The organism is Amycolatopsis sp. NPDC028719 (genome assembly GCF_055565395.1).
Map to the genome: position 1 here is coordinate 116,723 of NZ_JBVHUL010000014.1, position 23,360 is coordinate 140,082.

A 23,360-nucleotide genomic window follows, 5' to 3' on the forward strand; every position below is an offset into this window, starting at 1 on the left:
AATCACCGGAATCGCCGCGGAGTCGCCGCGGCTGGAATCCGGTTCGAGATCGGGAGAACAATGGTTGACAAGATCGTCGGCGCCGCACGTGCGGCGACCGTGGCGGCACCGCCGCTGGGCAACGAGGCGTACGGGCGTTTCTGCACCGGACTGGCCGGGCGGCTGACCGCGGCCTGGCCGCGGATCCGCGACGCGAACGACGCCGATGTGGTCCAGGCACGGGAAAAAGGCATGCCCGACGTCCTCGTCGACCGGCTGCGGCTGACCGACGAGCACCTCGCCGGGCTGGTGGCCCTGACCTCGACCGTCGCCGAGGAGCTGCGCGAGCTGACCCACCGGCCACCGGGCACCCCGATCGGCGACTGGGGCGTGCGGCACCGCGTGCCGCGGCCCCTGGGCGTGGTGCTGATGATCTTCGAGGCCCGCCCGACCGTCACCGTCGAGGGCGCGCTGCTCAACGTCGCGGCCGGCAACGCGGTGATCCTGCGTGGTGGCAAGGAGATCGCGCGGACGAACGCCGCGCTCGGCGCCGCCGTCGCGGCCGCCCTGGAAGACGCGGAGCTGCCCGCGGGCCTGGTCACCGTGCTGGACGACCCCAGCCGCGCGCTGCTGCGGGAACTGCTGCGCCGGCCCGGCGAGATCGACGTGCTCATCCCCCGGGGAAGCGCTTCCCTGGTCGACTACTGCGACCGCGCGAGCACCATCCCGGTGCTGGCCAGCGGCGGCGGGGTCAACCACCTCTACGTGCACCGCAGCGCCGATCTGCCCCAGGCGGTCGCGATCGCGCTGGACAGCAAGCTGCCCGCCCCGGCCGGGTGCACCTCCCTGGAGATCGCGCTGGTCGACCGGCCGGTGGCCGACGAGTTCGTGGCAGCCCTGCTCGACGGTGCCCGCCGCGACGGCCGGCCGCTGACCGTGCGGGTCGGCGAAGGGCTCCGGCGACCGGAGACCACCGGGCAGTGGCGGGTGGAAGAACTGGGTGAGCACGACCTGGGCCGGGAGTTCCTCGACAGCACGATCGGCGTGGTGGCGGTGGATTCCCCGGGCGAGGCGGTGGAGTTCGTCCAGCGGTACGGCTCCGGGCACAGCGAGGCGATCGCCGCCACCGACCCGGTGGCCACTGCCGAGTTCACCGACCGGGTGGACGCGGCCACCATCGTCGTCAACGGTTCCCTGCGGCTCAACGACGGGCCGACGCTGGAGCTGGGCTCGGAGATCGCGATCAGCACCAGCAGGCTGCACGCCCGCGGGCCCATCACCTTGGCCGCGCTGGTGAACTACTGCTGGGTGGTCGAGGCCAACGGCCGGCTGCGCGAGGCGAGCTGATGTCCACCCCCGCACGGCCGCCGCTGCTGCTCCCGCTCAGCCGGCGTCCCCACGCACCGCAGGCGGTGCTCGTGCACCCCGGCGGGGGCGGCCTGGGCCCGTACACGCCGCTGGCCCTGCGGCTGGCCCGGCGCCGCGGGGTGAGCGGGATCCGGGCCAGCGGCCTGTTCGCCGGCGAGCGGCCCGACTCCGACGTCGACGCGATGACGCGGCGGTACCTGCCCCTGCTGGACACCCTGCCCCGACGGCCCGAACTGCTGGTGGGCTGGTCCATGGGCGGAGTCCTCGCCTGGGAGCTGGGCGCGCGGCTCGCCGCGACCGGCCCGGCCCCGGCGGTCGTGATGATCGACAGTTTCACCTGCCGGGACGAGTTCCGCACCGCGGAACAGCGGCACGCGGTCGTCGAGCGGATCATGCGCTCGGTGCACGCCCGGGTCGCGCCCCGCGACCAGCCCTGGGCCGAAACCACTGCCCACGCCCACGTCACCGCGTCGGGCCGGCACCGGGTGACCAGCACCCACCCCGGCCCCGCGCTGCTGATGGCGTGCGCGAGCCCGCACCGCCGCACCCAGGTCGAGAACTGGGCCCGGCTGTCCGGGCGGCTGCGCGTCCGCGAACTGGACTGCGGCCACTTCGACGTGTTCGGCCGGAAAGCGCTCCCCGACGTGCTCACCCACCTCGACGAGTTTCCGGCCGGAGAACGGACCCCATCCCCGATGAGCCTTGGAGGGCAACGATGACAGCCGAACCCGATCACGCGACGGTCGCCGACTCGGTCAAGCGCGTGGTGATCGCCGAATCCCGGCTTTCCCTGGAGCCGCACCAGATCCAGGACGACGAGCCGCTCAGCGGCGACCTGCTGCGCGTCAACTCGATGGGTTTCGTCGGCATGCTCGTGCGCCTGGAGGACGAGCTCGACGTGACCCTGCCCGACGACCTGTTCGTCGGCCGCACGTTCAAGACGGTCGACGACCTCGTCGAAGTCGTCGCCGAAGGAACCCGCGAAACGGAGGAGCTGTGATGAGCACGGTCCGCATGCCCACCAGCTGGCGCAGCGTGCTGCCGCACCTGGACGAGCCGCTGCCGCCCGACCGCAGCCCGGAGGCGGCCGCGGGCGGCTCGGACACGGGGGTGTCGGTGAACCTGCCGTTCGCCCTGGTGCGCCAGTCGTCCCCCGGCCGGGAGTTCTGGGACATCCCCGCCGAGGTGCTCGACGCCTACCGCAGCTTCCGGCCGACGCCGCTGTGGCGGGCCCGCCGGTTCGAGGAGGCCGTCGGCGCGCGGGTGCCGATCTACGTCAAGTACGAAGGCGGCAACATCTCCGGCAGCCACAAGCTGAACACCGCTCTCGCGCAGGCCTACTACTACGCCAAGGCCGGCGTGCGGGAGCTGGTCACCGGCACCGGGGCCGGGCAGTGGGGCACCGCGCTCGCCGCCGCCTGCGCGATGTTCGGGCTGCGCTGCCGGGTGTTCATGGTGGGGACGAGCCTGCAGCGCAAGCCCTACCGGGGCACGCTGATGCGGACCCTCGGCGCCACCGTGCACGCCAGCCCGAGCGAGCTGACCGAGGTGGCCGCCCGCACCGGCGGCGGGGTGAACAGCCTCGCCCTCGCCATCGGCGAAGCCGTCGAATACGCCGGGCGCACCGAAGGGGCCGCGTTCTGCATCGGCAGCGGCGAAACCTACAGCATCCTGCACCAGTCCGTCATCGGGCTGGAGGCCATCGAGCAGCTCGCCGAGCTGGAGGCCGAAGTGGACAGCGTCGTCGGCTGCGTCGGTGCCGGCTCGAACTTCGGCGGGATCGCCCTGCCCTTCTTCGCCGAGGCCGCCGTGACCGGGGCGGAGTGCCCGCGGCTGGTGGCCGCGGAGTCCAGCACCACCCCGAAGCTCACCCGCGGCGTCTACGCCTACGACAAGACCGACGCCACCGGGGTCAGCCCGATGGAGGCGATGTACACGATCGGCAGCAGCTACCCGATCCCGGACTCGCACTCGGCCGGCCTGCGCTTCCACGGCGCCGCGAAGGTCATCTCCGCCATGCGGCACCAGGACCAGGTCACCGCCCAGGCCGTCGGGCAGGTCGAAGCGCTGGAGGCCGGGCAGGCCTTCACCCGCTCGGAGATGGTGCTCCCCGCTCCGGAGTCCGGGCACGCGCTGGCCGTCGCCGCGCGCCTGGCCGCGGGCGGCGGGTCCTCCCGCGGCGTTGTCGCCTGCGTGAGCGGACACGGGTACCTCGACCTCTCCGCGTACCAGCAGCTGGCCGACGGCGAGCTCAGCAGCGAGCCACCGGAGGAGCAGGCGCTGGTGACGGCGATGGACCGGCTGCAGCCGGTCCCGGGGCTCGCGACCGCCGGGAGTGGTCATGCCGTCTGAGCCGATGGACCACCGCCTCTTCGACTGCGTCCAGGTGAACCTGGCCGAGCTCGCCGACCGCGTGCACGGCGAAGGCACGCACCTCGCGCTGGGCCGGGTCCTGCGCTTCTGGCCCCGGCCGGGCGCGGACGGGCTGCCCACCGTCGAGCCGCGGGTCGACGCGCACGTGTCCGAATCCGCCGACCTGCTGGGACTGCGCATCACCCGGCGCGAGCAGATCACCGCCGCGGACGATCTCGAGCCCGGCCCCGGCTGCTACGTCGTCGCGGACGCCTACCACCTCCCCTGGGTCCCCTACCACCGCAACCAGCACCTCGAGCACAGCTTCCTGGTCGAGCCCGCCGGCGACGGCGTCACCGTCGTCGACGGCTACCACAACGACACCCAGTGGGGCGCCGCCCGGCCGGGCCGGTGGACGCTCGGCCACGCAGAACTCGCCGAAGCGCTTCCCGAGGGGGCGTTGACGTTCACCCTCGTCGCCGGCGACCTCCCGGCCGAGCGCACGCCGCTGGTGGAACTGGCCGAAGCCGGCACGTTCGTGGCGACCTACGCCGACCACCCCGATCGCGTGCGGGCGCTGCGGGGACTGACGTTGCAGACCTGGCTGCTGACCCGCAGCCGCCGCCTGCACGCCGCGGCCATGGGGCTGGACACCGACGCGGTCCGGGCCCACCTGGACGAGTGGGACGCGCTCGCGAAGCAGGTCTACCTGGCGAGCCGCCGGGTCTCCGCGGGCCGGGCCGAGCCGCGGGCGCTGTTCCCCCGCCTCGCCGAGTGCCTCGCCGCGGACCACACGGCGTTCGGCGGCCCCGCCGAACCCGCCAAGAAGTCCACAGTGGACACCGTCGAGGTGCCGCCGGAGCTGCGTGAGTCCGTCGCCGCGGTGATCGGGACCGTGCTGGGCACCGGGCCGGCCGAAGGCGACCACGCGCTCGGCGACATCCCCGGCTTCAGCTCCTTCCGCATGATGGAGATCGTCGAGCGGATCGAAAGCGACCTCGGCGTCGAGTTCGCCGCCGAGGACCTCGTCCCGGAGAAGCTCACCCACGTCGACGGCCTCTGCCGCGCCGTCCTGGACGCAGGAGGAACCCGATGACCTACTCGCCCGGCGTGCTCCACGAACTGCTCGCCCACGCCGCCCGGCAGTGGCCGAACCGGACCGCGCTGACCTGCCGGGGAACGTCGGCGACCTACGCCGAGCTCGCCGCCGCCGCGGAGCGGGTCGCCGCCTCGCTCGCCGCCCGGGGCACCCGCCGCGGCGACCGGCTGCTGATCAACGCCCCGGCGAGCACGCTGCTGCCCGCCGTGCTCTTCGGCGCCGCCCGCGCCGGGGTCGCGTTTTCCCTGCTGCACGAACAGGTTCGCGGCGGCAGCCTCGACCACGTGCTCGCGGACTCCGAGCCGGTGCTGATGGTGACCGGCGACGAGGACGTGCGGCGGTCGGCCGAAGCGGCCGGGGTCCCCGCGGTCTCGGTGGAGGACCTCGCCGCCGGCCCCGGCCGGGACGTCACGCTGCCCGCTCCCCCGCTGCCGGTGGACCCGGTGTGCCTGATCTACACCTCGGGCACCACCTCGCTGCCGAAGGCCGTGGTCAGCACCCACCAGCAGATGCTGTTCGCCGTCCGGGCGATCGCGTCGGTGCTGGAGTACCGCAGTGACGACGTCGTCTACAGCCCGCTGCCGCTGTCCTTCGACTACGGGCTGTACCAGGTCTTCCTGTCCGCCACGGCGGGGTCGAACCTGGTCATGGGCGCCCCCACCGAGGTGGGGCCGTCGCTGGTCGGCAACCTGGTGCGCGCGAACGCGACCGTGCTGCCCGCCGTCCCGGCCGTCGCCGAGGCGCTCAGCGCGCTGCTGCGGCGCCGCCCGAAGCCCGCGCCCGCGCTGCGGCTGCTCACCAACACCGGTGCCGCGATGCCCACCGGCACGCTGGAATCCCTGCGCGAGGCCATTCCCGGCCTGCGCGTGCAGCTGATGTTCGGGCTGACCGAGTGCAAGCGCGCCACCATCATGCCGGTGGACGGCGATCTGGACCGGCCCGGTTCGAGCGGGCGGGCCCTGCCCGGCACGGAGGTCTTCGTCATCGGCGAGTCCGGCGAGCGGCTGCCCGCCGGGGAGGTCGGCGAGATCGTGGTGCGCGGCCCGAACGTCATGGCCGGGTACTGGCGCCGTCCGGAGCTCACCGAAGAGAAGTTCCCGCGCGTCGACGGGCTGTTCCCGGAACTGCGGACCGGGGACTACGGCCGGCTCGACGAAGAGGGCTACCTGTACTTCGACGGCCGCCGCGACGACATCTACAAGGAGCGCGGGTTCCGCGTCAGCGCGACCGAGGTCGAGACCGCCGCCCGCGGCGTGCCGGGGGTCCGCGAAGCCGCCGTGCTGGTCCCGAAGGACACCCGCCCGGCCTGGCTGTTCGTCACCGGGGACCTGGCCGCCGAGGGCGTGCTCGACGCGATGCGCACCCGGATCGAGGAGTTCAAGATCCCGGCGAGCTGCCTACGGGTGGGCGCGCTTCCCTTGACCGGCAACGGAAAGGTCGACCGCAAGGCGCTGGCCTCGATGGTGGAGGGGGTGCCCGGTGGAGCTGCTCGATGAGCGGCCGTCGCCGCTCGCGGACCTGCCCGGCGACCTCGCCGCAATGCCCACGCCCGCCTACGTCTACGACCTGGCCGAGGTCCGCCGCAACCACCGGCGCCTCGACGCGGCTCTGCCCGACGGTACCGGGCTGCTGTACTCGCTCAAGGCCAATCCGCACCCGGACGTGCTGAGCGCACTGCGCGAGGCCGGAGCCCGCCCGGAAGTCTGCTCCTCCGGTGAGCTGCGGGCCGCGCTCGACGCCGGCTGGACCGGCGCGCAGGTGCTCTACACCGGCCCCGGGAAGCGGGACGCCGAGATCGCGGCCGCGCTGCGGGCCGGGGTGCGGGAGTTCTCCGTGGACTCCCCGCACGCCATCACCCAGCTCGACTGGCTCGCCGGCGAGGCCGGGGTCCGCGCCCGCTACCTGCTGCGCGTCAACGACGACCAGCCGGTGCCGGGCCAGGGTCTGGCGATGACCGGGGTGTCTTCGCAGTTCGGCGCCGACACCGGCTGGATCCTCGCCGAGCCCGCCCGCTTCGCCGGGGGCGAGCACGCCGAGGCGGCGGGGCTGCACCTGTACATGGGCACCAACCTCACCGAGGCGGCCGCCCTGATCGGGCAGTTCGGCCGCGCGCTGGACACCGCCGCGAAGCTGCGGGAAGCCCTGGCGCCGCACGGGGTCCGCTTCCGGACCCTCGACCTCGGCGGCGGTTTCGGCGCCCCGTTCGCGAAGGACGGCACCGCGGGCGAACTGCCCGGCCTGCGTGAAGGGCTCGAAGCGCTGCTCGGCGAGAAGCTGCCGGGCTGGCGCGAGCGAGGCCCCGAAGTCGTGTTCGAGTCCGGCCGTTATCTGGTCGGCACGGCGGGCACTCTCGTCACGGCGGTGCTGGACGTCAAGCGTTCGCAGGGCAAGGACATCGTCGTGCTCGAGTCCGGCATCAACCACCTCGGCGGCATGTCCGGGATGCGGCGGCTGCCCCCGCTCTCGCCGCACCTGCTCGGCCCGGCCGGCCCGCCCGTGCTGGACGCGCTCGTCGCCGGTCCACTGTGTACCCCGTTGGACACCTGGACGCGCAACGGAAAACTGCCCGAGCTGAGCCCCGGCGACCTGGTGGCGGTGCCGAACGTCGGCGCCTACGGGCTCTACGCCAGCCTCGTCGCCTTCCTGGGCCACCCCCTGCCGGCGGAGGTCGTCGTCGACGGCGACCGCCCCGGCGCCCCCGCGCGGACCTCGCGCGTGGAACTGGTCAGGACCACTGACCCCGCTTCGGCGGACCGAGTATGAGGAGTGAACCGATGGATCCCCGCATGGCCGAACTGCTCACCCCGTTCCTCAAGTTCCTCAACGGCCGCGAGCTCGGCCCGGACGACTCGCTGCGCGAGCGCGGGCTCGACTCGATGCAGTCGATCAACGTGCTGTTCGAGATCGAGGACGTCTTCGGCGTCTCCCTGCCGGACGAGGACATCACCGACGCCACCTTCGCCACCCCGGCCACCCTGTGGACCGCGGTGAGCGCCCAGCTGGAGCGCCAGGGGGTGTCGTCGTGACCGCCGCCCCGCTGGCCGAACTCGTCGGACGCGTGACCAAGGTCGCCGAGGAGCACGTCCGCGAGGCCGACGACGCCGCCGCGTTCCCGGTGCAGGCGCTCGACGAGCTGCGCGCCACCGGCCTGCTGGGCCTGCTCGTGCCCGCCGAAGACGGCGGGCTCGGCGGATCGCTGGCCGACGTGCTCGAGGCCAGCACCGAGCTGGGCCGGGTCGACATGTCGGTGGCGATGATCTTCGCGATGCACTGCCAGCAGGTCGCCGCCGTGCTCGCGCACGCCGAAGGCCGGCTGCGCGCGGAACTGCTGCCCGAGATCGCCACGGGCCGGCTCTACCTCGGCTCGGTCACCACCGAGGCGGGCAAGGGCGGGCACCTGCTGACCGCCGAATCCGCCGCGGCCTGGCGCGACGGCGAACTGCTCGTCGACCGCTTCGCGCCGGTCGTCACCGGGGGCAACCACGCCGACGGGTTCCTGATCACCCTGCGCGCCCCGGACGCGGAAGCGGACAACCAGGTGTCGCTCGTCTACGCCGCCCGCCACCAGCTGGAGATCGAGCGGGCGGGTGGCTGGCAGCCGCTGGGCATGCGCGCCAGCGACAGCGGTGCCCTGCGGCTGCGCGGGCGGCTCCCCGCCCACCAGGTCGTCGGGCGCCACGGCGATTTCCACACGATCGTCACCACCGTGTTCGGCCCGCTGGCGCACCTCGGCTGGGCGTCCTGCTGGCTGGGCACGGCGGCCGGGGCGCTGTCCCGGGTGATCGCGTCGCTGCGCGGCAGCCGGGGGAAGACCGACCTGAGCTCGGAACTGCTGATGACGCGGCTGTCGCGGGCGCGCCAGCGGCTGGACACCGTGCACGCGCTGATCGGCCATGCCCGCCACGTCGTCGAGACGACCGCGGATCTCAGCGTGCCGAAGGTGCAGCTGCTGATCAACGCCGTGAAGATCACCGCCGCCGAGGAGTGCTACCGCGCCGTCGACGAACTGGTCGACGCCGTCGGGATGCGCCACGGCTACCTGCGCGACTCCCCCACGCGGCTGGAGCAGTCGCTGCGGGACCTGCGCTCGGCGGTGCTGAACTACAGCAACGACCGGCTGCACCTCGCCGACGGCCGGCTCACCCTGCTCGACCAGGAGGTGCGCTTTGCCTGAGTCAGCCCTCCTCGAAGACCGGGTGCGCGCCGGTCCGGACGCCGCGGCCGCACTGTCCACTGGGGAACCCGACGCCTCCGCCGCGCGGGTGTGGCAGCGGCTCGGCGCCACCGGCGTGCTGCGGGGGCAGTACCGGCGGCGCACCCCGACCGGGCTGGTCGCCGACCCGGACCGGCTCGGCGCCACCCTCCGCGCGGTGGACGCGCGGGAGGACAACGGGACCACGCTGAGCGTGCTGGTGCAGTCCGCGAGCGCGCTGCCGATCCTGGCCGCCGGGACCGGACCTGAGTTCGACGAGGTCATCAGCGGCGACCGCGAGGTCGCGCTGGCCGCCACGGACGCCGCGGCGGCCGGGTCCGACCTCACCGGGCTGGGCACGGAGATCGAGATCGACGGGGACACCGTCCGGCTCGAGGGCGCGAAGCGGTGGGTGACCACGGCGACCCGCGCCGCGTACTTCCTGGTGCTGGCCCGGCACCGCCCCGGCCGGCACTTCACCGCCTTCACGTGGGTCCTGGTCCCGGCGAACGCGGCGGGGGTGCGGGTCTCGCCTGCCGCGTCCACCCTGCTCGCGGGGGCGGGCATCGGGCACGTCGAGTTCGCCGGGGTGCGGCTGCCCGCCTCCGCCGTGCTCGGCCGGACCGGGCGCGGGCTGGCGCTGTTCGCCCGGCACATGGGCACCGAACGGCTCGCCGGCGCGCAGTGGGCGACCGCGCTCACCAGCCGGGTGCTGGCGAAGACCCGGACCGCGTTGATGGAGCGAGAGATCGACGGGCGCGCGTTGTGGGACCACGACTCGGTCCGCCAGGAGTTCGCGGGCTGCCTGGTCCGGGTGCGCTCGTTGCGCGCGCTGTACGAAGCACTGGGCGAGCGGGTCGTGGAGGACCACGACACGACGAGCGCGGCGACGCTGAAGGCGGCGGTCGGGCTCACCGCCGACGACGTGCTGTCGCGCTGCGCGCGCTGGCAGGGCGCAGACGGTTTCGCCGACGGCGGCCTGCAGCTCGTGCGGGCCGAGGCGGCGGTGTTCGGCATCGGCGGCGGAGTGACCGAGCTGATGCTCGGCGCGGTCGCCGACGGCGCCGAGAACGTCCTCGAGGAACTGCGCGCATGAGCACCCCCGACGAGACGACCACGCACGGCGCCCCCCATGGGCTCCCGCCCGCACTTTCACGTGAAAGTGCGGGACCCAAGACGGCACTTTCACGTGAAAGTGCGGCTCTCGAGGCGGAGCTTTCACGGGAAAGTGCTGCGGGCCGGGGGTTTGCGGGGGTCACCTCGGGCGCTGAGATCGGCCGGGCTCGTGGCGGTGCCGGTGGGCTCACCGAGGTCACTGTCGACGGGGCCGAGATCGCGCCCGGTGTGTGGGTCGCTTCGGCCACCCGGGCCGACCTCGGCGATGCGCCCGCCGACGCGGGGGACCTCGCCGAGGCCGGCACCCGGCCGCCGTGGCGCCGCGGGGAGTTCCTCGCCGGCCGGCACCTGCTGCGGCGCCTGCTGCGGCGGGTCCGGCCCGACCTGGCCGCGCTGCCGCTGTGCGCCGACCCGGCCGGAAAGCCCCGGCTGGACCCGGGCAGCGCCGAGGACCTCGCGCTGCCCGGCGTCACCATCTCCCACGACGGGGACCGGATCGCGGCGGCGGTGTGCGCGCACGGGGACGTGGGCGTCGACGTCCAACTGCCCCCGGACCGGCTGACCGACTCGGCCGTGCGCCGGTGCCTCGGCCCGCACGCCCCGGCGGTCACCGGCCTGCCGCGCGCCCGGCGGGCGAAGGAGTTCGCCTGGGTGTGGACCGTGCAGGAGGCCTGCGTCAAGGCCGCGGGCACCGGCCTGGCCGGGCGGCCCTGGTCGATCGACGTCCCGCCCGGCGCGGTGTCCGGGCACTGGGGCGGCTTCGCCTGGCTGAGCCTGCGCACCCGATCGCCGGTGCCGCTCAGCTGCGCCTTCCAGCCCGCTCCGTGACCCGGTGCGGGACCCGACCACGACGACGGAGGTCGACGTGCACCTCGTCAACGCCCCGGACGTAGTTCCGGAACTCAGCTGCTACACCACCAACCTGGTGGCCTACCTCGAAACCGGCGAGCCCGGCGTGCAGTCGCGGCTGGCGCACGCCGTGCGCCTGGCGGTCCGGCTCGACAGCGGCCCCGGGAACCTGGTCTTCTCCCAGCACGCGCGGATCGACGACGGCGCCGCGCTCGGCTACCACGGCGCGGCCGACTGGGGGCGGGCCGTCGCCGGCCTCCAGGCCGAGCTCACCCGCTCGGGGCGGGTACTGGCCGTCGCCGACACCTTCCACCTGTCCTGGTCCCCGGCGCACGAGAGCGCGCACTCGCCGCACTGGCTGCTGCTGCTCGGCCGGCGCGACGGGCGGTGGCTGGTGGCCGACCACTTCCGCGCGCTGACCCCGCTCGGCGAGCAGGAACCCTTCCTCGGCTGGCTGGACGACGCCGCGCTGGAGCGCGCGCTGGCCCCGCACACGCCGTGGCCGCAGGAGATCGCCAACCGCGACCGCTACGCGCTGGGCACCGCCGTGGAGCCGGTGCACGCGGACCGGTTCCGCTGGCTGGCGCCCGCCACCGGCGAGGAGCCCCCGGCCGACCCGGCTGCCTGGACCCGCGGCCTGCCGGAGGCGCTCGAGCGCGTCAGCGAAGTGCTGACCGAGGACGACACCGCCGCGGCCCGCTACGGCGACGACCTGTGGGCGGCGAGCAGGCACTACACCTACCGCCTCGAAGTGCTCGCCGCGAACGGCGAAATCTGCGCGGAGACCGCCGCCGCGGCCGCGGTGAGCTGGGGCGAGCTGGCCAAGGTCGTCCGGTTCGCCGCGGAGTCCGCCGCCCGGGGCCGGCCGCGGGCCGGCCTGCTGCGGCGGACCTTCGACGACCTGTTGCGCATCCACGAAAAGACGACCACCGCACCCGTATCGGAGGGATGAGCACGATGGAAACCCTGTACCAGTGGTTCGCCGCGTCGGCCGAGAAGCACGCCGGCACGCCCGCGCTCGAAGTCGGAGCGCGCACCCTGACCTACGCCGGACTGCGGGACCTCGCCGGGCACATCGCCGCCGAAGCCGTCACCGCGGCGGGGAGCGTGCCCGGCCGGATCGGCGTGCTGGCCGAGCGCAGCGTGCTGACCTACGCCGGCTACCTCGCCGCGCAACGGCTGGGCAGCACCGCTGTCCCGCTCAACCCCGCGTTCCCCGCCGAGCGCAACCGGATGATCGCCGAGGCCGCCGGCCTCGACCTGGTCCTCACCGAGGACCCGGGCACGTCCGCCGGCCTCGGGGTGCCGGAGCTGCTCATGACCGAACCCGCCGACGGCGCCGCGCGCACCCCGCCGGAGTCCCGCGCCGGGGACCTGGCCTACATCCTGTTCACCTCGGGCTCGACCGGGCAGCCCAAGGGCGTCCCGATCCGGCACCGCAACGTCTGCGCCTACCTCGAGCACGTCGTGCCGCGGTACGAGATGACGCCGGGCAGCCGCGTCTCGCAGACGTTCGACCTGACCTTCGACCTGTCGGTGTTCGACATGTTCACCGCCTGGGGCGGCGGCGCGACGCTCGTCGTCCCCAGCCGCGAGGACCTGCTGGCGCCGGTGCGGTTCGTCGCGGAGAAGGAGCTCACCCACTGGTTCTCGGTGCCCTCGATGGTGTCCTTCGCCCAGCGCCTGCGCAGCCTGCGGCCCGGCAGCATGCCCACGCTGCGCTGGAGCCTGTTCTGCGGTGAGCCGCTCACCACGCACCAGGCCGCAGCCTGGCAGCGTGCCGCCCCCGGGGGTGTCGTGGAGAACCTCTACGGCCCCACCGAGCTGACCATCAGCTGCACCGCGTTCCGGCTGCCGGCCGATCCGGCGGACTGGCCGGCCACCGCCAACGGGACGGTGCCGATCGGGCGCCTCCACCCCAACGTCGGTCACGTCGTGCTGAACGACCAGGGATACCCCGCCGTGGAAGGGGAACTCTGCGCGCGCGGGCCCCAGCGGTTCCCCGGCTACCTCGACCCGGCCGACAACGAGGGCCGCTTCTACCACTTCGGCGACGGCGACCGGAGCGCGCGGCCGCACCGCGCGGGCGACGAGCTCGACGACACCGCCTGGTACCGCACCGGGGACCGGGTGTCCTGGCAGGACGGTTCGCTCGTCCACTTGGGACGGTCGGACCAGCAGGTGAAGGTGCAGGGCTACCGGGTGGAACTCGGCGAGATCGAAGCCGCGCTGCGGGATCAGGAGGCGGTGCGCGACGCGATCGTGCTCGCCCTGCCCGGCAGCGGCGGCACCACCGAGCTCGAAGCGGTGTGCACGGGGTCGCACCTCGACCCCGAGCGGCTGCTCGCCGCCGTCGCCGGCCGGCTGCCCGGCTACATGGTGCCCCGGCGGCTCAGCGTGCTGGACGAGCTGCCGCTCAACGTCAACGGCAAGATCGACCGCTCGGCCCTCACCGCGGACGCGATCGGGCAGCGCGGATGACCACCCCACCCCCGGAAGGGAACACCATGGGAACCGCACCTGTCCCCCAGCCCCGGCTCGAGACCGCGTGCCCGCCCACGGAAACCCGTGCGGCGCAAGCCATCTCGCCACCACAGGACGCCTCGGCGCCGAGCCCGCCCACCGGAATCCCTCCCGCGCCGGGGCTGGTGCCCGCGGACGGGTTCCGCCGGGCGATCGCGAAGCTGCCGACCGGGGTCACCGTGCTCACCACCGTCACCGAGGACACGCCCGTCGGGTGCACGGCCAACGCGGTGATGTCGCTTTCGGCCGACACCCCGAGCGTCCTGGTGTCGCTGGGCTGCCACAGCCGGACCCTCGAAGCCATCCTCGACAACGGGGTCTTCGCGGTGAACACGCTGTCCTGGTCGCAGCGGGCGCTGACCCGCAAGTTCGCCACCGGCAGCCCGGCCGAGCGGTTCGACGGCGTGCCGTGGCAGCCCCAGCGCCGGATCCCCGTGCTGTCCGCCGCGGGAGTGGCGCTGCTCTGCGAAGTGGGTGACACCGCGACGCTGCTGGACCACACCGTGGTCGTCGGCAAGGTCGTCTGGCTGCGGGACACGAACGCGGCCCCGACAGTGCTCTACGGACGAGAGCAGTACCCGCTCGGAGCCTGAACCGGGACCGGCGCCCGGCTCGGCGGCCCGCCTCTCAGAGGGCGGACGCTGGGCCGGGCGCGTTCCCGCGTCCGCGACCGGCAAGTCAACTGGCTACGCGGCACCAACAGTGCTCCACGGACAAGAGCAACAACCACCCGGAGCCTGAACCGGGACCAGCGCCCGCCTCGGCGGACCGCCTCTCAGAGGGCGGACCGCCGGGCCGGGCGCGTTCCCGCGTCCGCGACCTGTTCGGCAGTAGCGCGGGCCGCCGCGTCGAGCAGTACCGAGAACCGGGGGTCGGTGCGGATCTCGCCGTGCCAGGCGACCTGGGTGAAGACCTGGAACGGCGCCGTCCACGGCACCTCGACCAGCCGGCCCTCGGCCAGCTCGCCGGCGACGCTGAGCCGGGGCAGCAGCGCGATGCCCAGCCCGGCGGTCAGCGCGTGCTTCACCGCGTCGATCGAGCCGAAGGTCAGCGCCCGGATCCGGGTGTCGCCGACGTCGCCCAGCGTCTGCTCGAACAGGCGCTGGTAGCCGCTGCCGCGGTGCGCGCACAGCAAGGGGTACCTCGCCAGCCGCGAGGTCGGGACCGGGTCACGGCCGAGCGGCCCGTCCTGGCCGGCGACCACCACGAGCGGCTCCGGGCACAGCAGGGTCGAATCGGCTTTCGGCGAGGACTCGCAGACGTCGATGAAGAACGCGCAGTCGACGTCGGAATCCCCGATGCGGCTCCACGGGTCCTCTTCCAGCGGCCGGATCTCCAGCGCCAGTTCGGGGTGCCGCCGGTACAGGTACTCGATGATCGGCACCAGCCGGTAGGAGGTGAGCCCGCTGTCGGCGCCCACGGTCAGCGCGTCGCCGGGAGCGGTGCCCTCGAGCACGGTTTCCTCCGCCATCCGGCTGAGCTTCACGATCTTGTGGGCGTAGCGCCGGAACCGCTGGCCGGCGGTGGTGAGCCGGACGAGCGCGCCGGTGCGGTTGAACAGATCGCAGGCGAGGTCGCGCTCGAGTTTCTTGATCCGGGCGGTGACCGTCGGCTGGGCCAGGCTCAGATCGCTGGCCGCCTTGGTGAAGCTCGACTGCTCGGCCACCCTGAGGAAGGTGGAGAGGGAGGCGGTGTCCACGGCCCGGATCACCGCCTGCCGGGACGAGCGGCACGGGGTGCGATCCCCGGGCACGGGCGTGTGTTCCCTTCGCTGAGCGGCGTGAGTTTTCGCGGGACCGCTTCCTTCCGCACGCGGTGATCCCGGTGCGCGGCGTCCGCGACGGTCCGCGGACGGGCCGTCCGGCCGGCCACTCTCTCACCGTGGTGGAACTCGGTCTCGACCACGAAACCTCCTAGCGGCCGGCCACTCGCTGCCGGCACGACACCATTCACGACGTTCCCCCGATCGGCATCCTCGGCACGCTCGCGGCGCCGGATGCCCCTCGCTCTTTCGCTCGTGCTCTTGGCCACGCCCGTCCCGGGCGAACCGGCCTCGACCGGTGACCCGCTGCGGGTACCACCGGACGATGATCAGGCAAACTGCCACCATCAGGCAGGAAAGGCATATTTCCTTTTCACCCATCGTGGCCGGTTCGACGATTTCCTCACTCCAAGAGAGCAGCGTCGCCACCGTTGCCCGATTCGGCCTCTCCGCAGTGGAAGCGCCCTTTCGATCTTCGGGATTTCCGTTGTGCAGTTGTCGGTCAGCCGTACTTCGAGCGCGGTCACCGGGCGTGCGGGATCAGGTGAACACCAGGCGCAGCAACGCACTCACGACCGCGGCGCCGATCATCGCGGTCAGGATCGACCGCTTGCCGGCCAGGAGCGCGACCCCGACACCGACCCCCGCCAGCGCGGTGAGCGTCCGTGTCGAGGTGACCTCACCCGAGGACGGCCACAGCAACGTGACCACGAGACCGGCGATGAGGGCCGGAGTCGCGCAGGTCAGCGCGTTGCGCAGCCACGTCGGCAGTTCTCGTCCACCGGCGGCCAGCGGGACGACCACGCGCAAGGTGAGCGCGGTGGCGCCGAGCGCCAGCACGATGATCCACTGGTAGCTCATCGCCGCACCCCCAAGGCCGTTCCGGCCACGGCACCGGCGGCTCCGGCCACCAGCACCGGGACCCCCGGGGGCGTCCAGGCAACCAGCGCGCCCGCGGCGACGACGCCGAGGACCGCCAGCCCCCAGTCGCGCGGGGTCTTCAGGTGCGTGCGCAGCAGGCCGAGGAAGAACACCGGATAGGCGGCGTCCAGCCCCAGCCGTCCCGGGTCGCCGATGGCGTCGCCGAGGATGGCGCCCAGCGCGGTCCCGGCGGTCCAGCCGCACAGGCACAGCGCGCCGGCGACCCGCAGGGTTCGCAGGTCGTAGCGCCCTTCACCGCGGTGGGCGATCGCCCAGGACCCGTCGGTGATCAGCAGCGCCGTGCCCGCCCGCGACCAGGCGGACCCGGTCAGCGCGGGGGCGATCGTGGTGCCCATCAACAGGTAGCGGGCGTTGAGCGCGGCGGCCGCGCCGATCACGGCCCAGACCGAGCCGTGCTGGCCGATGACGGCGACCGCGCCGTACTGGGCGCTGCCGGAGAACACCAGCAGCGACATGGCCACCGGAGCCAGCACGCCCATCCCGACCGAGGCCGCGAGCGCACCGAACGCCATGCCGTCGGCCAGGTCGGCCGCGGCCACCGGCAGCACCGGGCGCACGACTTGGCCCGGCGAACGGGGTTCGGCGGTGGTTTCGGTCACGATGCTCACCTCCTCGATGACCTTGACGTTACCAGCAACGGCGATTGTTGGTAACCGAATCGGGCGATCGTGTGCCATATCCGCAGGTCGATCATCCGATTGAGTAACCATCGCGCGAATCTGCTGGTAACATGGGACCATGGTTCCCCGTCCCGCAGCACCAGCCCCGCTCGCCGTGGTGCAAAGCCTGGTCAACACCCGCGAGCTGCTGGAGGACCGGGACGACCTGAGCACCCCGGCCGGCCTGGTGACGTGGGCGGAGACCGAGGGCCTGCCGTGCCCGTCCCGGCCGACGGAGGCCGATCTGGCTCGCGTGCGCAGGCTCCGGGAGGCGCTGCGCCAGTTCCTGGGCGGCACCGAGGAGGCACCGGGCGCGGAGGGCGTCCTCAACGGCGAACTGGCCCGCACCGGCACCCGTCCCGTCCTGCGGGCCGGGCCGCCGGCCGTGGAGTTCCTCGGCGACGGCCCGACCTCGCTGGACAAGGCGATCACCCGGGTGCTCGCCGCGGTGGTCACCACCAGCCTCGACGGGTCCCTGCGCCGTCTGAAGATCTGCGCGGCCGAGGACTGCCTGTGGGCCTTCTACGACCGCTCCCCCAACGCGGTGAGCCGCTGGTGCGAGACGTCCGTGTGCGGCGCCCGGCACAAGATGCGGGCGTACCGGGCCCGCCAGGCCGCGGGCCGCACCGCGCAGTGAAGTCCGGCGGACGGCCGGCGAAACCCGCCGCGCGGAAAGGCGCGCACCCGGTCCCGCGCCGCGGAGATTCCGTTGCGGCGCCGGGGACCGGTGGCGAACTCTTTCGCCACCGCAAGCATCCCCGCTAGCCTGGGCGGCTCGACCGCCGAACAAAGGAGTCTCGTGACTTCAGCAGGGCACGCGCCGGACCTTCTGTCGCCGGAGTTCGCCGCCGATCCGTATTCCGCGTACGACGTCATGCTCGAAGATTCGCCGGTGTTCTGGCACGAAGGAATGCAGAGCTACGTCCTTTCGCGCTACGACGACGTGTCGCGCGCCTTCAAGGAGAGCGCGTTCACCACCGACAACTACGGCTGGCAGCTGGAACCGGTGCACGGCCGGACGATCCTGCAGATGAGCGGCCGGGAGCACGCGGTCCGCCGCGCGCTGGTGGCGCCGGCGTTCCGGGGCAACGAGCTGGAGCAGAAGTTCCGCCCCGTGATCGAGCGGAACTCCGCGCAGCTCATCGACGCCTTCCGCGGCCGCGGCTCGGCCGACATCGTCACCGACTACGCCCGCCACTTCCCGATCAACGTCATCGTCGACATGCTCGGGCTGGACCAGCACGACCACGCCCGGTTCCAGCGCTGGTACAGCGCGATCATCGCCTTCCTCGGCAACCTCAGCCAGGACGCGGACGTCGCCGCGGCCGGGCTCCGGACCCACGACGAGCTCGCCGCGTACATGATCCCGATCATCCGGGACCGCCGCGAAAACCCCGGCGACGACCTCCTTTCGGCGCTCTGCGCCGCCGAGGTCGACGGCACCAGCATGAGCGACGAGGACATCAAAGCCTTCTGCAGCCTGCTGCTGGCCGCCGGTGGCGAAACGACCGACAAGGCGATCGCCAGCCTGTTCCGGAACCTGCTGGAGCACCCCGACCAGCTCGACGCCGTGCGCGCCGACCGCTCCCTGGTCGCGAAGGCGTTCGCCGAAACCCTGCGTCACACCCCGCCGGTGCATATGATCATGCGGCAGCCGGCGGAGGACATCGAGATCGCCGGCGAGACGATTCCCGCCGGCAGCACGGTGACCTGCCTGATCGGCGCGGCGAACCGCGACCCGCGGCGGTTCGCGAACCCCGGCGCGTTCGACATCTTCCGCACGGACCTGCCGACCGAAACCGCGTTCTCGGCGGCGGCCAGTCACCTGTCCTTCGCGCTGGGCCGCCACTTCTGCGTCGGCGCACTCCTGGCGAAGACCGAGATCGAGGTCGGCGTCAACCAGCTACTCGACGCGATGCCGGACCTGCGGCTCGCCGAGGGCGCGGCCCCGGGCGAACTGGGCGTCTTCACCCGGGGACCGGCGTCACTGCCGGTGACGTTCACCCCGGCGTAGCCGCCGGAGCGGTCACCACGCCCCCGGTCCCGCCACGTGGACCGGGGTGAAGTGCACCGGCAGGCTCTCCAGGCCCCGCATCCACACCGACGGCCGCCACACGAGCTCCTCCGCCGGGACCGCGAGCTCGAGGTCCGGCAGCCGGTCCAGCAGGACTTCGACGGTGGTGCGGGCGATGACCTCCGCCACTTCCGGTGCCGGGTAAGGACAACCGTGCTCGCCGTGGCCGAACGACATGTGCGCGTGGTTGCCCAGGGCACCGGCCGCCGCGTCGGGCCGGGCGTGCGGATCGGCGTTCCCGGCCGCCAGCCCGAGCACCACCAGGTCCCCCTGCCGCACGCGGACACCGCTGAGCACGGTGTCGCGGCTCGCGAAGCGCCCGATGAAGTTCTGCGTGGGCGTGTCGTGCCACAGCACCTCGTTGAGGGCCTGGCCGACACTGCCCCGGCCACCCGAGAGCGTCATCGCGAACCGGCTGTCGGTCAGCATCAGCCGGATGGTGTTGCCGATCCAGTTCGCCGTCGGCTGCTGCGCCGCGGCGGTCACCACGAGCAGGTCCTGGACGACCTCGTCGTCGGTCAGGTTCGCCGGGTGCCGCAGCATCGCCGTGGGCACGTCCGCGCCCGGCTGCTCGCGTTTCACCGCCACCAGCCGCGCCATCGCCTCCTGCACCCGGACGTACGCGGGCAGCGCTTCGGGACCGACGTCCAGCGACAGCGCGACGTCGCGCACCAGCGCGGGCGCCTCGGAGTCGGGCATGCCGTACATCTTGGCGACCGCCAGCAGCGGCGCCTGCTGGGCGAAGCGGGCGATCAGGTCGGCTTCGCCGGTGCCCGCGAAGGAGTCGATCAGCCGGTCCGCGATGCGCTCGCAGTGCGCGCCGAGGTCGAACTGGTCGACCGCGGACAGCGCGTCGCCGATCGCGCCCGCACGGCGCCGGTGCTCGCCGGCCTCGGTGAACATCACCGACGGGTTGTGCATGACGTAGGGCAGCAGCGGCCAGTCGTCGGCGATGTTGTCCCACTGGTTCCACCGGCGGCTGTCGCGGGCGAACAGCTGCGAGTCCTGGCACACCTGGTGGATCTCGCGGTAGCCGGTCAGCAGCCACGCGGGGACGTCGCCGTCGAGCAGGACCGGGACGACCCCGCCGTACTGCCGCCGGATCCGGGCGTACAGCGCGGCGGGATCCTTCTGGAACTCGGGTCCGTACAACCGGACCCGGTCCGCGGCGGGGATCGTCTCCGCCGGGGTGCTGGTCTGGAAACCGGTCACGATGCGCCCTCCCGGACTTTGGACAGGGTGTAGAGGTGGTCGACGAGCGAGATCAGGACCTGCTTGGACGAGTCCCGGTCGCGGGCGTCGCAGTCGACGAGAGGCACCTCGCCGTCCAGGTCGAGCGCGGCGCGGACGTCGTCGAGGCTGTGCTTCGGCGGCCCGAAGTTGTTGCGCGCCACGATGAACGGCGTCCCGTGGTGCTCGAGCCGGTCGATCGCGTACCACGATTCGGCCAGCCGGCGGGCGTCCACCAGGACGACGGCACCGAGGGTGCCGGAGAACAGGCTGTCCCAGAGGAACCAGAACCGTTCCTGTCCCGGCGCGCCGAACAGGTAGAGGATCAGCTGCTCGTCGAGGCTGATCCGGCCGAAGTCGAACGCCACCGTGGTCGTCGTCTTGGCCTGCACCCCCCGGGTGTGGTCGACGCCGATCCCGGCCTGGGTCATCGTCTCTTCGGTGCTCAGCGGCCGGATCTCGCTGACCGACCGGACCATGGTCGTCTTCCCGACGCCGAAGCCGCCGACGATGACGATCTTCAGGCCGTCGGTCGCGGTGTCGGCCAGAGGGAGCCGTTCGCCTGTTTCAGAGATTGCGGAGTCCAACGAGCACCTTCTTGAGGAATTCCGAGTCGGAGGTCCGTCCCGCGGCCTGGGCCGACGACGGATGTCGGGCGGACACCTTGCCCGTGGCCAGCAGGTCCGCGAGCAGGATCTTGGTCACGCTCACCGGGAGCGCCAGCTCGGCCGACAGCTCCACGACGGACGTCGGCTTCCCGGTGATGCCGAGAATCTTGACGTGTTCGGACTGCATGCCCGTCGACGGCTCCGACTCCCGGACGATCAACGTCACGAGATCCAGGTCGATGTCGTCCGCGCTGCTGCGCCCGCCCGTGACCGTGTAGAGCCGGTCCGGGTCTTCCCCGTCGAGCGCCGAGCGCGTCACGAAGCCGGGTTGTCGGCCGCCACGAAGCGCGGCGGGGCGGTGAAGACCGAGCCGATCTGCTCCACCAGCTCGTCCATGTTGTGCCCGATCAGGCCGACGTCGGCGTCCTCCGTGGCGATCACGGCCAGGTGCGAGCCGACCCCGGCCTCCACGATGAAGAGGATCCCGCCGTGGAACTCGGTCATCGAGTTCCGCACGCCGCCGGTGCCGTCACCGAACTCGACCGACGCGCCGTGCGCCAGCGCCTGGACGCCGGCGGCGATCGCGGCCAGCTGGTCGGCGCGGTCGACGGTGAGCCCCTGGGTGTGGCAGAGCTTCAGGCCGTCCCGGGACAGCACGAGGGCGTGGCAGGCGCCGGCGGTGTTGCCGACGAGGTTCTCGAGGAGCCATTCGAGGCTCTTGTCCGAATCAGTCATCGAATCCGGGGCCCGGCGCGGCGAGTCCCCTTGCTCCCATCTGGCGGTGTGCGGGTGTACGGGCAGAGCGAGGAGGTCACGCGTCTTCGCCGGTGTCGGACGGGGCGGCGTGGCGCGACGACGAGGCGCCACCGCTGCGGCGCTGCTGGAAGGCCCCGAACCGGGAACCGGAGTCGCGCTCGGCCCGGGCGGGGCCCGGCGTGGGAGACGGCGGCCGGCGCGACGCGGCGGTCAGCGTCTGCCCGCGTGAGCGTTTCGGCAGTTCGGACGGCTCGGTCAGGTCGCCGGCGACTTCGTGGCTCGTGTCGGCGGGCCCGGGCCACACGACGGTCTCGGCCGGCTCCGCCGCCTCCGGCAGGGCCTCGGGCCGGGGCTGCGTGATCAGCTGCGTCGGGATGCGCATGACCACGCCGATCCCGCCGCGGGACGAAGGCCGGAAGAACACGTGCAGCTGGTGCTTGCGCGCCAGGCTGCCCACGACCGCGAGCCCGAGCCGCGTCCCCGACATCGAAGTCAGGTCGAGCGGCTGGTCGAGGGACACCGCGCGTTCGGCGCGGACGAGAGCCTGCGCCTTCATCCCGAGGCCGCCGTCCTCGATGGTGATGACCGCGCCATTGTGCAGATCTTCGACATAAACGTGCACTTCTTCCGACGGCGCCGAGAACTTCGTGGCGTTGTCCATCAGTTCGGCGAGCGCGTGCATGACGTCTTCCGCGGCATAACCGACGACCGCGACCCCGCTCGCGGAATGCACCCGCACCCGCTGATAGGCGCCGATGCGGCCGAGCGCCCCGCGCAGGATGCTTTCCATCCGGATCGGTTTCGTCCACCGGCGGCCCGACCGCGCGCCGGTGAGCACGGCGATGCTGTCGGCCAGCCGCCCCGCCTGCGCCGTGCTGTGGTCCACCTTCAGGAGGTCCCCGAGCATCGCGTCGGACGACCGGTTCTCCATTTCGCGCAGGTCGCCGAGCGTGCTGGTCGCCAGGGCCTGCAGCCGGCCCGCCGCGCTCGCGCAGGCGGCCGTCGCGGCGGCGCGGCGGCGTTCGCCGACGGCGATTTCGTCGACCACGAGCCGCAGGACGCGCTCGTGCAGTTCGTCGGCGGGACGCGGGACTTCGGCCAGCACGCTGTCCGCGGGCGTGCCCGCGCGCAGCCGCCGGACCGCTTCGGGGACCGTCCGGTCGAGCAGCCGGGCCAGCGCGTCCTCGCTGATCTGCACGGATTCGCGGGCGCGCCGGGCTTCCCCGAGCGCGGCTTCGGCCTGCGCGTTCGCGTGCGCGACCTGGTCCCCGCCGCGCAGCGCGAAGAACACGGCGACACAGGCGACGATCCCGGTGAACGCGCCGGCGACGGCGACGAGAATCGCCTGACCACCGGAAACCGACAGGGACACCCCGGTCCAGATCGCGGCGGCGGCGACAGCGGTGACCAGCACCCCGATGACCGCCCGGCCGGCTGACTCGCGTACTTCCCGACGCTGTGCGGGCGGTCGTTCCGACATCCGCTCCACTTCCTCGAGTCCGATTGGTGCCCGAACACTACTCGGTTTGCCAACAGGGATCACGACTCGGTTTCGAAGTGGCGCGAACTGTCCTCCCGGACTGCCCGGGAGGACAGTTCGCCGCTGGATAAAATCCGGATTACCATTTGTGCCGCGAGGCAGGCGAATTTCCGATTCACCGCAGGTCGGCGATTGTCCTTTGTGGAATTGACGACCCCGGCGGGCGGTTTCTCCGCACCCGCCGGCCGGCACGTGACCGGGTCGTGGGGGGGGGGGGGGGGGGGGGGGGGGGGGGGGGGGGGGAGGGACCCGCTGCCCCACCCACCACACCAAAAAAAAAAACAAAAACCCCCACCACCCCCCCAAAACCC

24 protein-coding genes are annotated in these 23,360 nt (G+C 73.0%); 16 read left to right on the forward strand and 8 right to left on the reverse strand.

Annotated elements, in window-relative coordinates; all coding sequences use genetic code 11:
• Positions 1–60: 60 nt before the first annotated feature.
• The 14 genes from ACZ4TR_RS43650 to ACZ4TR_RS43715 all read left to right on the forward strand — a co-directional run bounded on the left by ACZ4TR_RS43650 (position 61) and on the right by ACZ4TR_RS43715 (position 14,071).
• Positions 61–1,326, forward strand: a complete 1,266-nt coding sequence (locus ACZ4TR_RS43650; RefSeq protein ID WP_465294278.1) for a glutamate-5-semialdehyde dehydrogenase — start codon at positions 61–63, stop codon at positions 1,324–1,326.
• The gene (locus ACZ4TR_RS43655) at positions 1,326–2,066 is read left to right on the forward strand and encodes an alpha/beta fold hydrolase (RefSeq protein WP_465294280.1); all 741 of its coding nucleotides are present in this window, start codon (positions 1,326–1,328) and stop codon (positions 2,064–2,066) included. Before ACZ4TR_RS43650 ends, ACZ4TR_RS43655 begins: the two co-directional genes overlap by 1 nt.
• Positions 2,063–2,347, forward strand: coding sequence for an acyl carrier protein (locus tag ACZ4TR_RS43660; RefSeq protein ID WP_364523572.1), 285 nt, complete (start codon positions 2,063–2,065; stop codon positions 2,345–2,347). The genes ACZ4TR_RS43655 and ACZ4TR_RS43660 overlap by 4 nt, the downstream gene beginning before the upstream one ends.
• Entirely contained in the window at positions 2,347–3,699 is a 1,353-nt protein-coding gene (locus ACZ4TR_RS43665) for a TrpB-like pyridoxal phosphate-dependent enzyme (protein WP_465294282.1), read from the forward strand. The genes ACZ4TR_RS43660 and ACZ4TR_RS43665 overlap by 1 nt, the downstream gene beginning before the upstream one ends.
• The gene (locus ACZ4TR_RS43670) at positions 3,689–4,795 is read left to right on the forward strand and encodes an acyl carrier protein (RefSeq protein WP_465294284.1); all 1,107 of its coding nucleotides are present in this window, start codon (positions 3,689–3,691) and stop codon (positions 4,793–4,795) included. The genes ACZ4TR_RS43665 and ACZ4TR_RS43670 overlap by 11 nt, the downstream gene beginning before the upstream one ends.
• Positions 4,792–6,294: a class I adenylate-forming enzyme family protein gene (locus ACZ4TR_RS43675; RefSeq protein ID WP_465294286.1), complete on the forward strand. Its 1,503-nt coding sequence runs from the start codon at positions 4,792–4,794 to the stop codon at positions 6,292–6,294. Before ACZ4TR_RS43670 ends, ACZ4TR_RS43675 begins: the two co-directional genes overlap by 4 nt.
• Complete coding sequence (locus tag ACZ4TR_RS43680; protein WP_465294288.1) at positions 6,278–7,561, forward strand: type III PLP-dependent enzyme domain-containing protein; 1,284 nt, start codon at positions 6,278–6,280, stop codon at positions 7,559–7,561. The genes ACZ4TR_RS43675 and ACZ4TR_RS43680 overlap by 17 nt, the downstream gene beginning before the upstream one ends.
• A gap of 11 nt (positions 7,562–7,572) precedes the next feature.
• Positions 7,573–7,824, forward strand: a complete 252-nt coding sequence (locus ACZ4TR_RS43685) for an acyl carrier protein (RefSeq protein ID WP_364523563.1) — start codon at positions 7,573–7,575, stop codon at positions 7,822–7,824.
• Positions 7,821–8,972, forward strand: coding sequence for an acyl-CoA dehydrogenase family protein (locus tag ACZ4TR_RS43690; RefSeq protein WP_465294290.1), 1,152 nt, complete (start codon positions 7,821–7,823; stop codon positions 8,970–8,972). The genes ACZ4TR_RS43685 and ACZ4TR_RS43690 overlap by 4 nt, the downstream gene beginning before the upstream one ends.
• Positions 8,965–10,086, forward strand: a complete 1,122-nt coding sequence (locus tag ACZ4TR_RS43695) for an acyl-CoA dehydrogenase family protein (protein ID WP_465294292.1) — start codon at positions 8,965–8,967, stop codon at positions 10,084–10,086. Before ACZ4TR_RS43690 ends, ACZ4TR_RS43695 begins: the two co-directional genes overlap by 8 nt.
• Positions 10,087–10,334: 248 nt before the next feature.
• Complete coding sequence (locus ACZ4TR_RS43700; protein WP_465294294.1) at positions 10,335–10,934, forward strand: 4'-phosphopantetheinyl transferase family protein; 600 nt, start codon at positions 10,335–10,337, stop codon at positions 10,932–10,934.
• A 4-nt stretch (positions 10,935–10,938) separates the two neighbouring features.
• Entirely contained in the window at positions 10,939–11,907 is a 969-nt protein-coding gene (locus ACZ4TR_RS43705) for a hypothetical protein (protein WP_465294296.1), read from the forward strand.
• Positions 11,904–13,436 (forward strand): amino acid adenylation domain-containing protein, encoded by a 1,533-nt coding sequence (locus ACZ4TR_RS43710; protein WP_465294298.1) that lies wholly within the window; start codon positions 11,904–11,906, stop codon positions 13,434–13,436. Before ACZ4TR_RS43705 ends, ACZ4TR_RS43710 begins: the two co-directional genes overlap by 4 nt.
• 26 nt (positions 13,437–13,462) lie before the next feature.
• Entirely contained in the window at positions 13,463–14,071 is a 609-nt protein-coding gene (locus tag ACZ4TR_RS43715) for a flavin reductase family protein (RefSeq protein WP_465294300.1), read from the forward strand.
• Positions 14,072–14,253: 182 nt separating this feature from the next.
• On the opposite strand, the gene ACZ4TR_RS43720 is transcribed toward ACZ4TR_RS43715, so the two are convergent.
• The 3 genes from ACZ4TR_RS43720 to ACZ4TR_RS43730 all read right to left on the reverse strand — a co-directional run bounded on the left by ACZ4TR_RS43720 (position 14,254) and on the right by ACZ4TR_RS43730 (position 16,781).
• A complete protein-coding gene (locus ACZ4TR_RS43720; protein ID WP_465294302.1) occupies positions 14,254–15,177 on the reverse strand; it encodes a LysR family transcriptional regulator in 924 nt (307 codons plus the stop codon).
• A gap of 603 nt (positions 15,178–15,780) precedes the next feature.
• On the reverse strand, positions 15,781–16,101 hold the full coding sequence (locus ACZ4TR_RS43725) for an AzlD domain-containing protein (RefSeq protein ID WP_364523547.1): 321 nt from the start codon (positions 16,099–16,101) through the stop codon (positions 15,781–15,783).
• Positions 16,098–16,781 carry an AzlC family ABC transporter permease gene (locus ACZ4TR_RS43730; protein ID WP_465294304.1) on the reverse strand — a complete coding sequence of 228 codons (684 nt, stop codon included), beginning with the start codon at positions 16,779–16,781 and terminating at the stop codon, positions 16,098–16,100. Before ACZ4TR_RS43730 ends, ACZ4TR_RS43725 begins: the two co-directional genes overlap by 4 nt.
• A gap of 139 nt (positions 16,782–16,920) precedes the next feature.
• On the opposite strand from ACZ4TR_RS43730, the gene ACZ4TR_RS43735 reads away from it, so the two are divergent.
• Complete coding sequence (locus ACZ4TR_RS43735; RefSeq protein ID WP_465294306.1) at positions 16,921–17,478, forward strand: CGNR zinc finger domain-containing protein; 558 nt, start codon at positions 16,921–16,923, stop codon at positions 17,476–17,478.
• A 162-nt stretch (positions 17,479–17,640) separates the two neighbouring features.
• Positions 17,641–18,855, forward strand: coding sequence for a cytochrome P450 (locus ACZ4TR_RS43740; RefSeq protein ID WP_465294307.1), 1,215 nt, complete (start codon positions 17,641–17,643; stop codon positions 18,853–18,855).
• 12 nt (positions 18,856–18,867) lie between these two features.
• Here ACZ4TR_RS43740 and ACZ4TR_RS43745 read toward each other — a convergent pair whose 3' ends face one another.
• The 5 genes from ACZ4TR_RS43745 to ACZ4TR_RS43765 all read right to left on the reverse strand — a co-directional run bounded on the left by ACZ4TR_RS43745 (position 18,868) and on the right by ACZ4TR_RS43765 (position 22,923).
• A complete protein-coding gene (locus ACZ4TR_RS43745; RefSeq protein ID WP_465294309.1) occupies positions 18,868–20,127 on the reverse strand; it encodes a cytochrome P450 in 1,260 nt (419 codons plus the stop codon).
• Positions 20,124–20,732, reverse strand: coding sequence for a GTP-binding protein (locus tag ACZ4TR_RS43750; RefSeq protein ID WP_465294311.1), 609 nt, complete (start codon positions 20,730–20,732; stop codon positions 20,124–20,126). Before ACZ4TR_RS43750 ends, ACZ4TR_RS43745 begins: the two co-directional genes overlap by 4 nt.
• Entirely contained in the window at positions 20,713–21,072 is a 360-nt protein-coding gene (locus tag ACZ4TR_RS43755) for a DUF742 domain-containing protein (protein WP_465294312.1), read from the reverse strand. The genes ACZ4TR_RS43750 and ACZ4TR_RS43755 overlap by 20 nt, the downstream gene beginning before the upstream one ends.
• Complete coding sequence (locus ACZ4TR_RS43760) at positions 21,069–21,488, reverse strand: roadblock/LC7 domain-containing protein (RefSeq protein WP_364523535.1); 420 nt, start codon at positions 21,486–21,488, stop codon at positions 21,069–21,071. The genes ACZ4TR_RS43755 and ACZ4TR_RS43760 overlap by 4 nt, the downstream gene beginning before the upstream one ends.
• A 76-nt stretch (positions 21,489–21,564) precedes the next feature.
• Entirely contained in the window at positions 21,565–22,923 is a 1,359-nt protein-coding gene (locus ACZ4TR_RS43765) for a sensor histidine kinase (RefSeq protein WP_465294314.1), read from the reverse strand.
• Between the last annotated feature and the right edge of the window lie 437 nt (positions 22,924–23,360).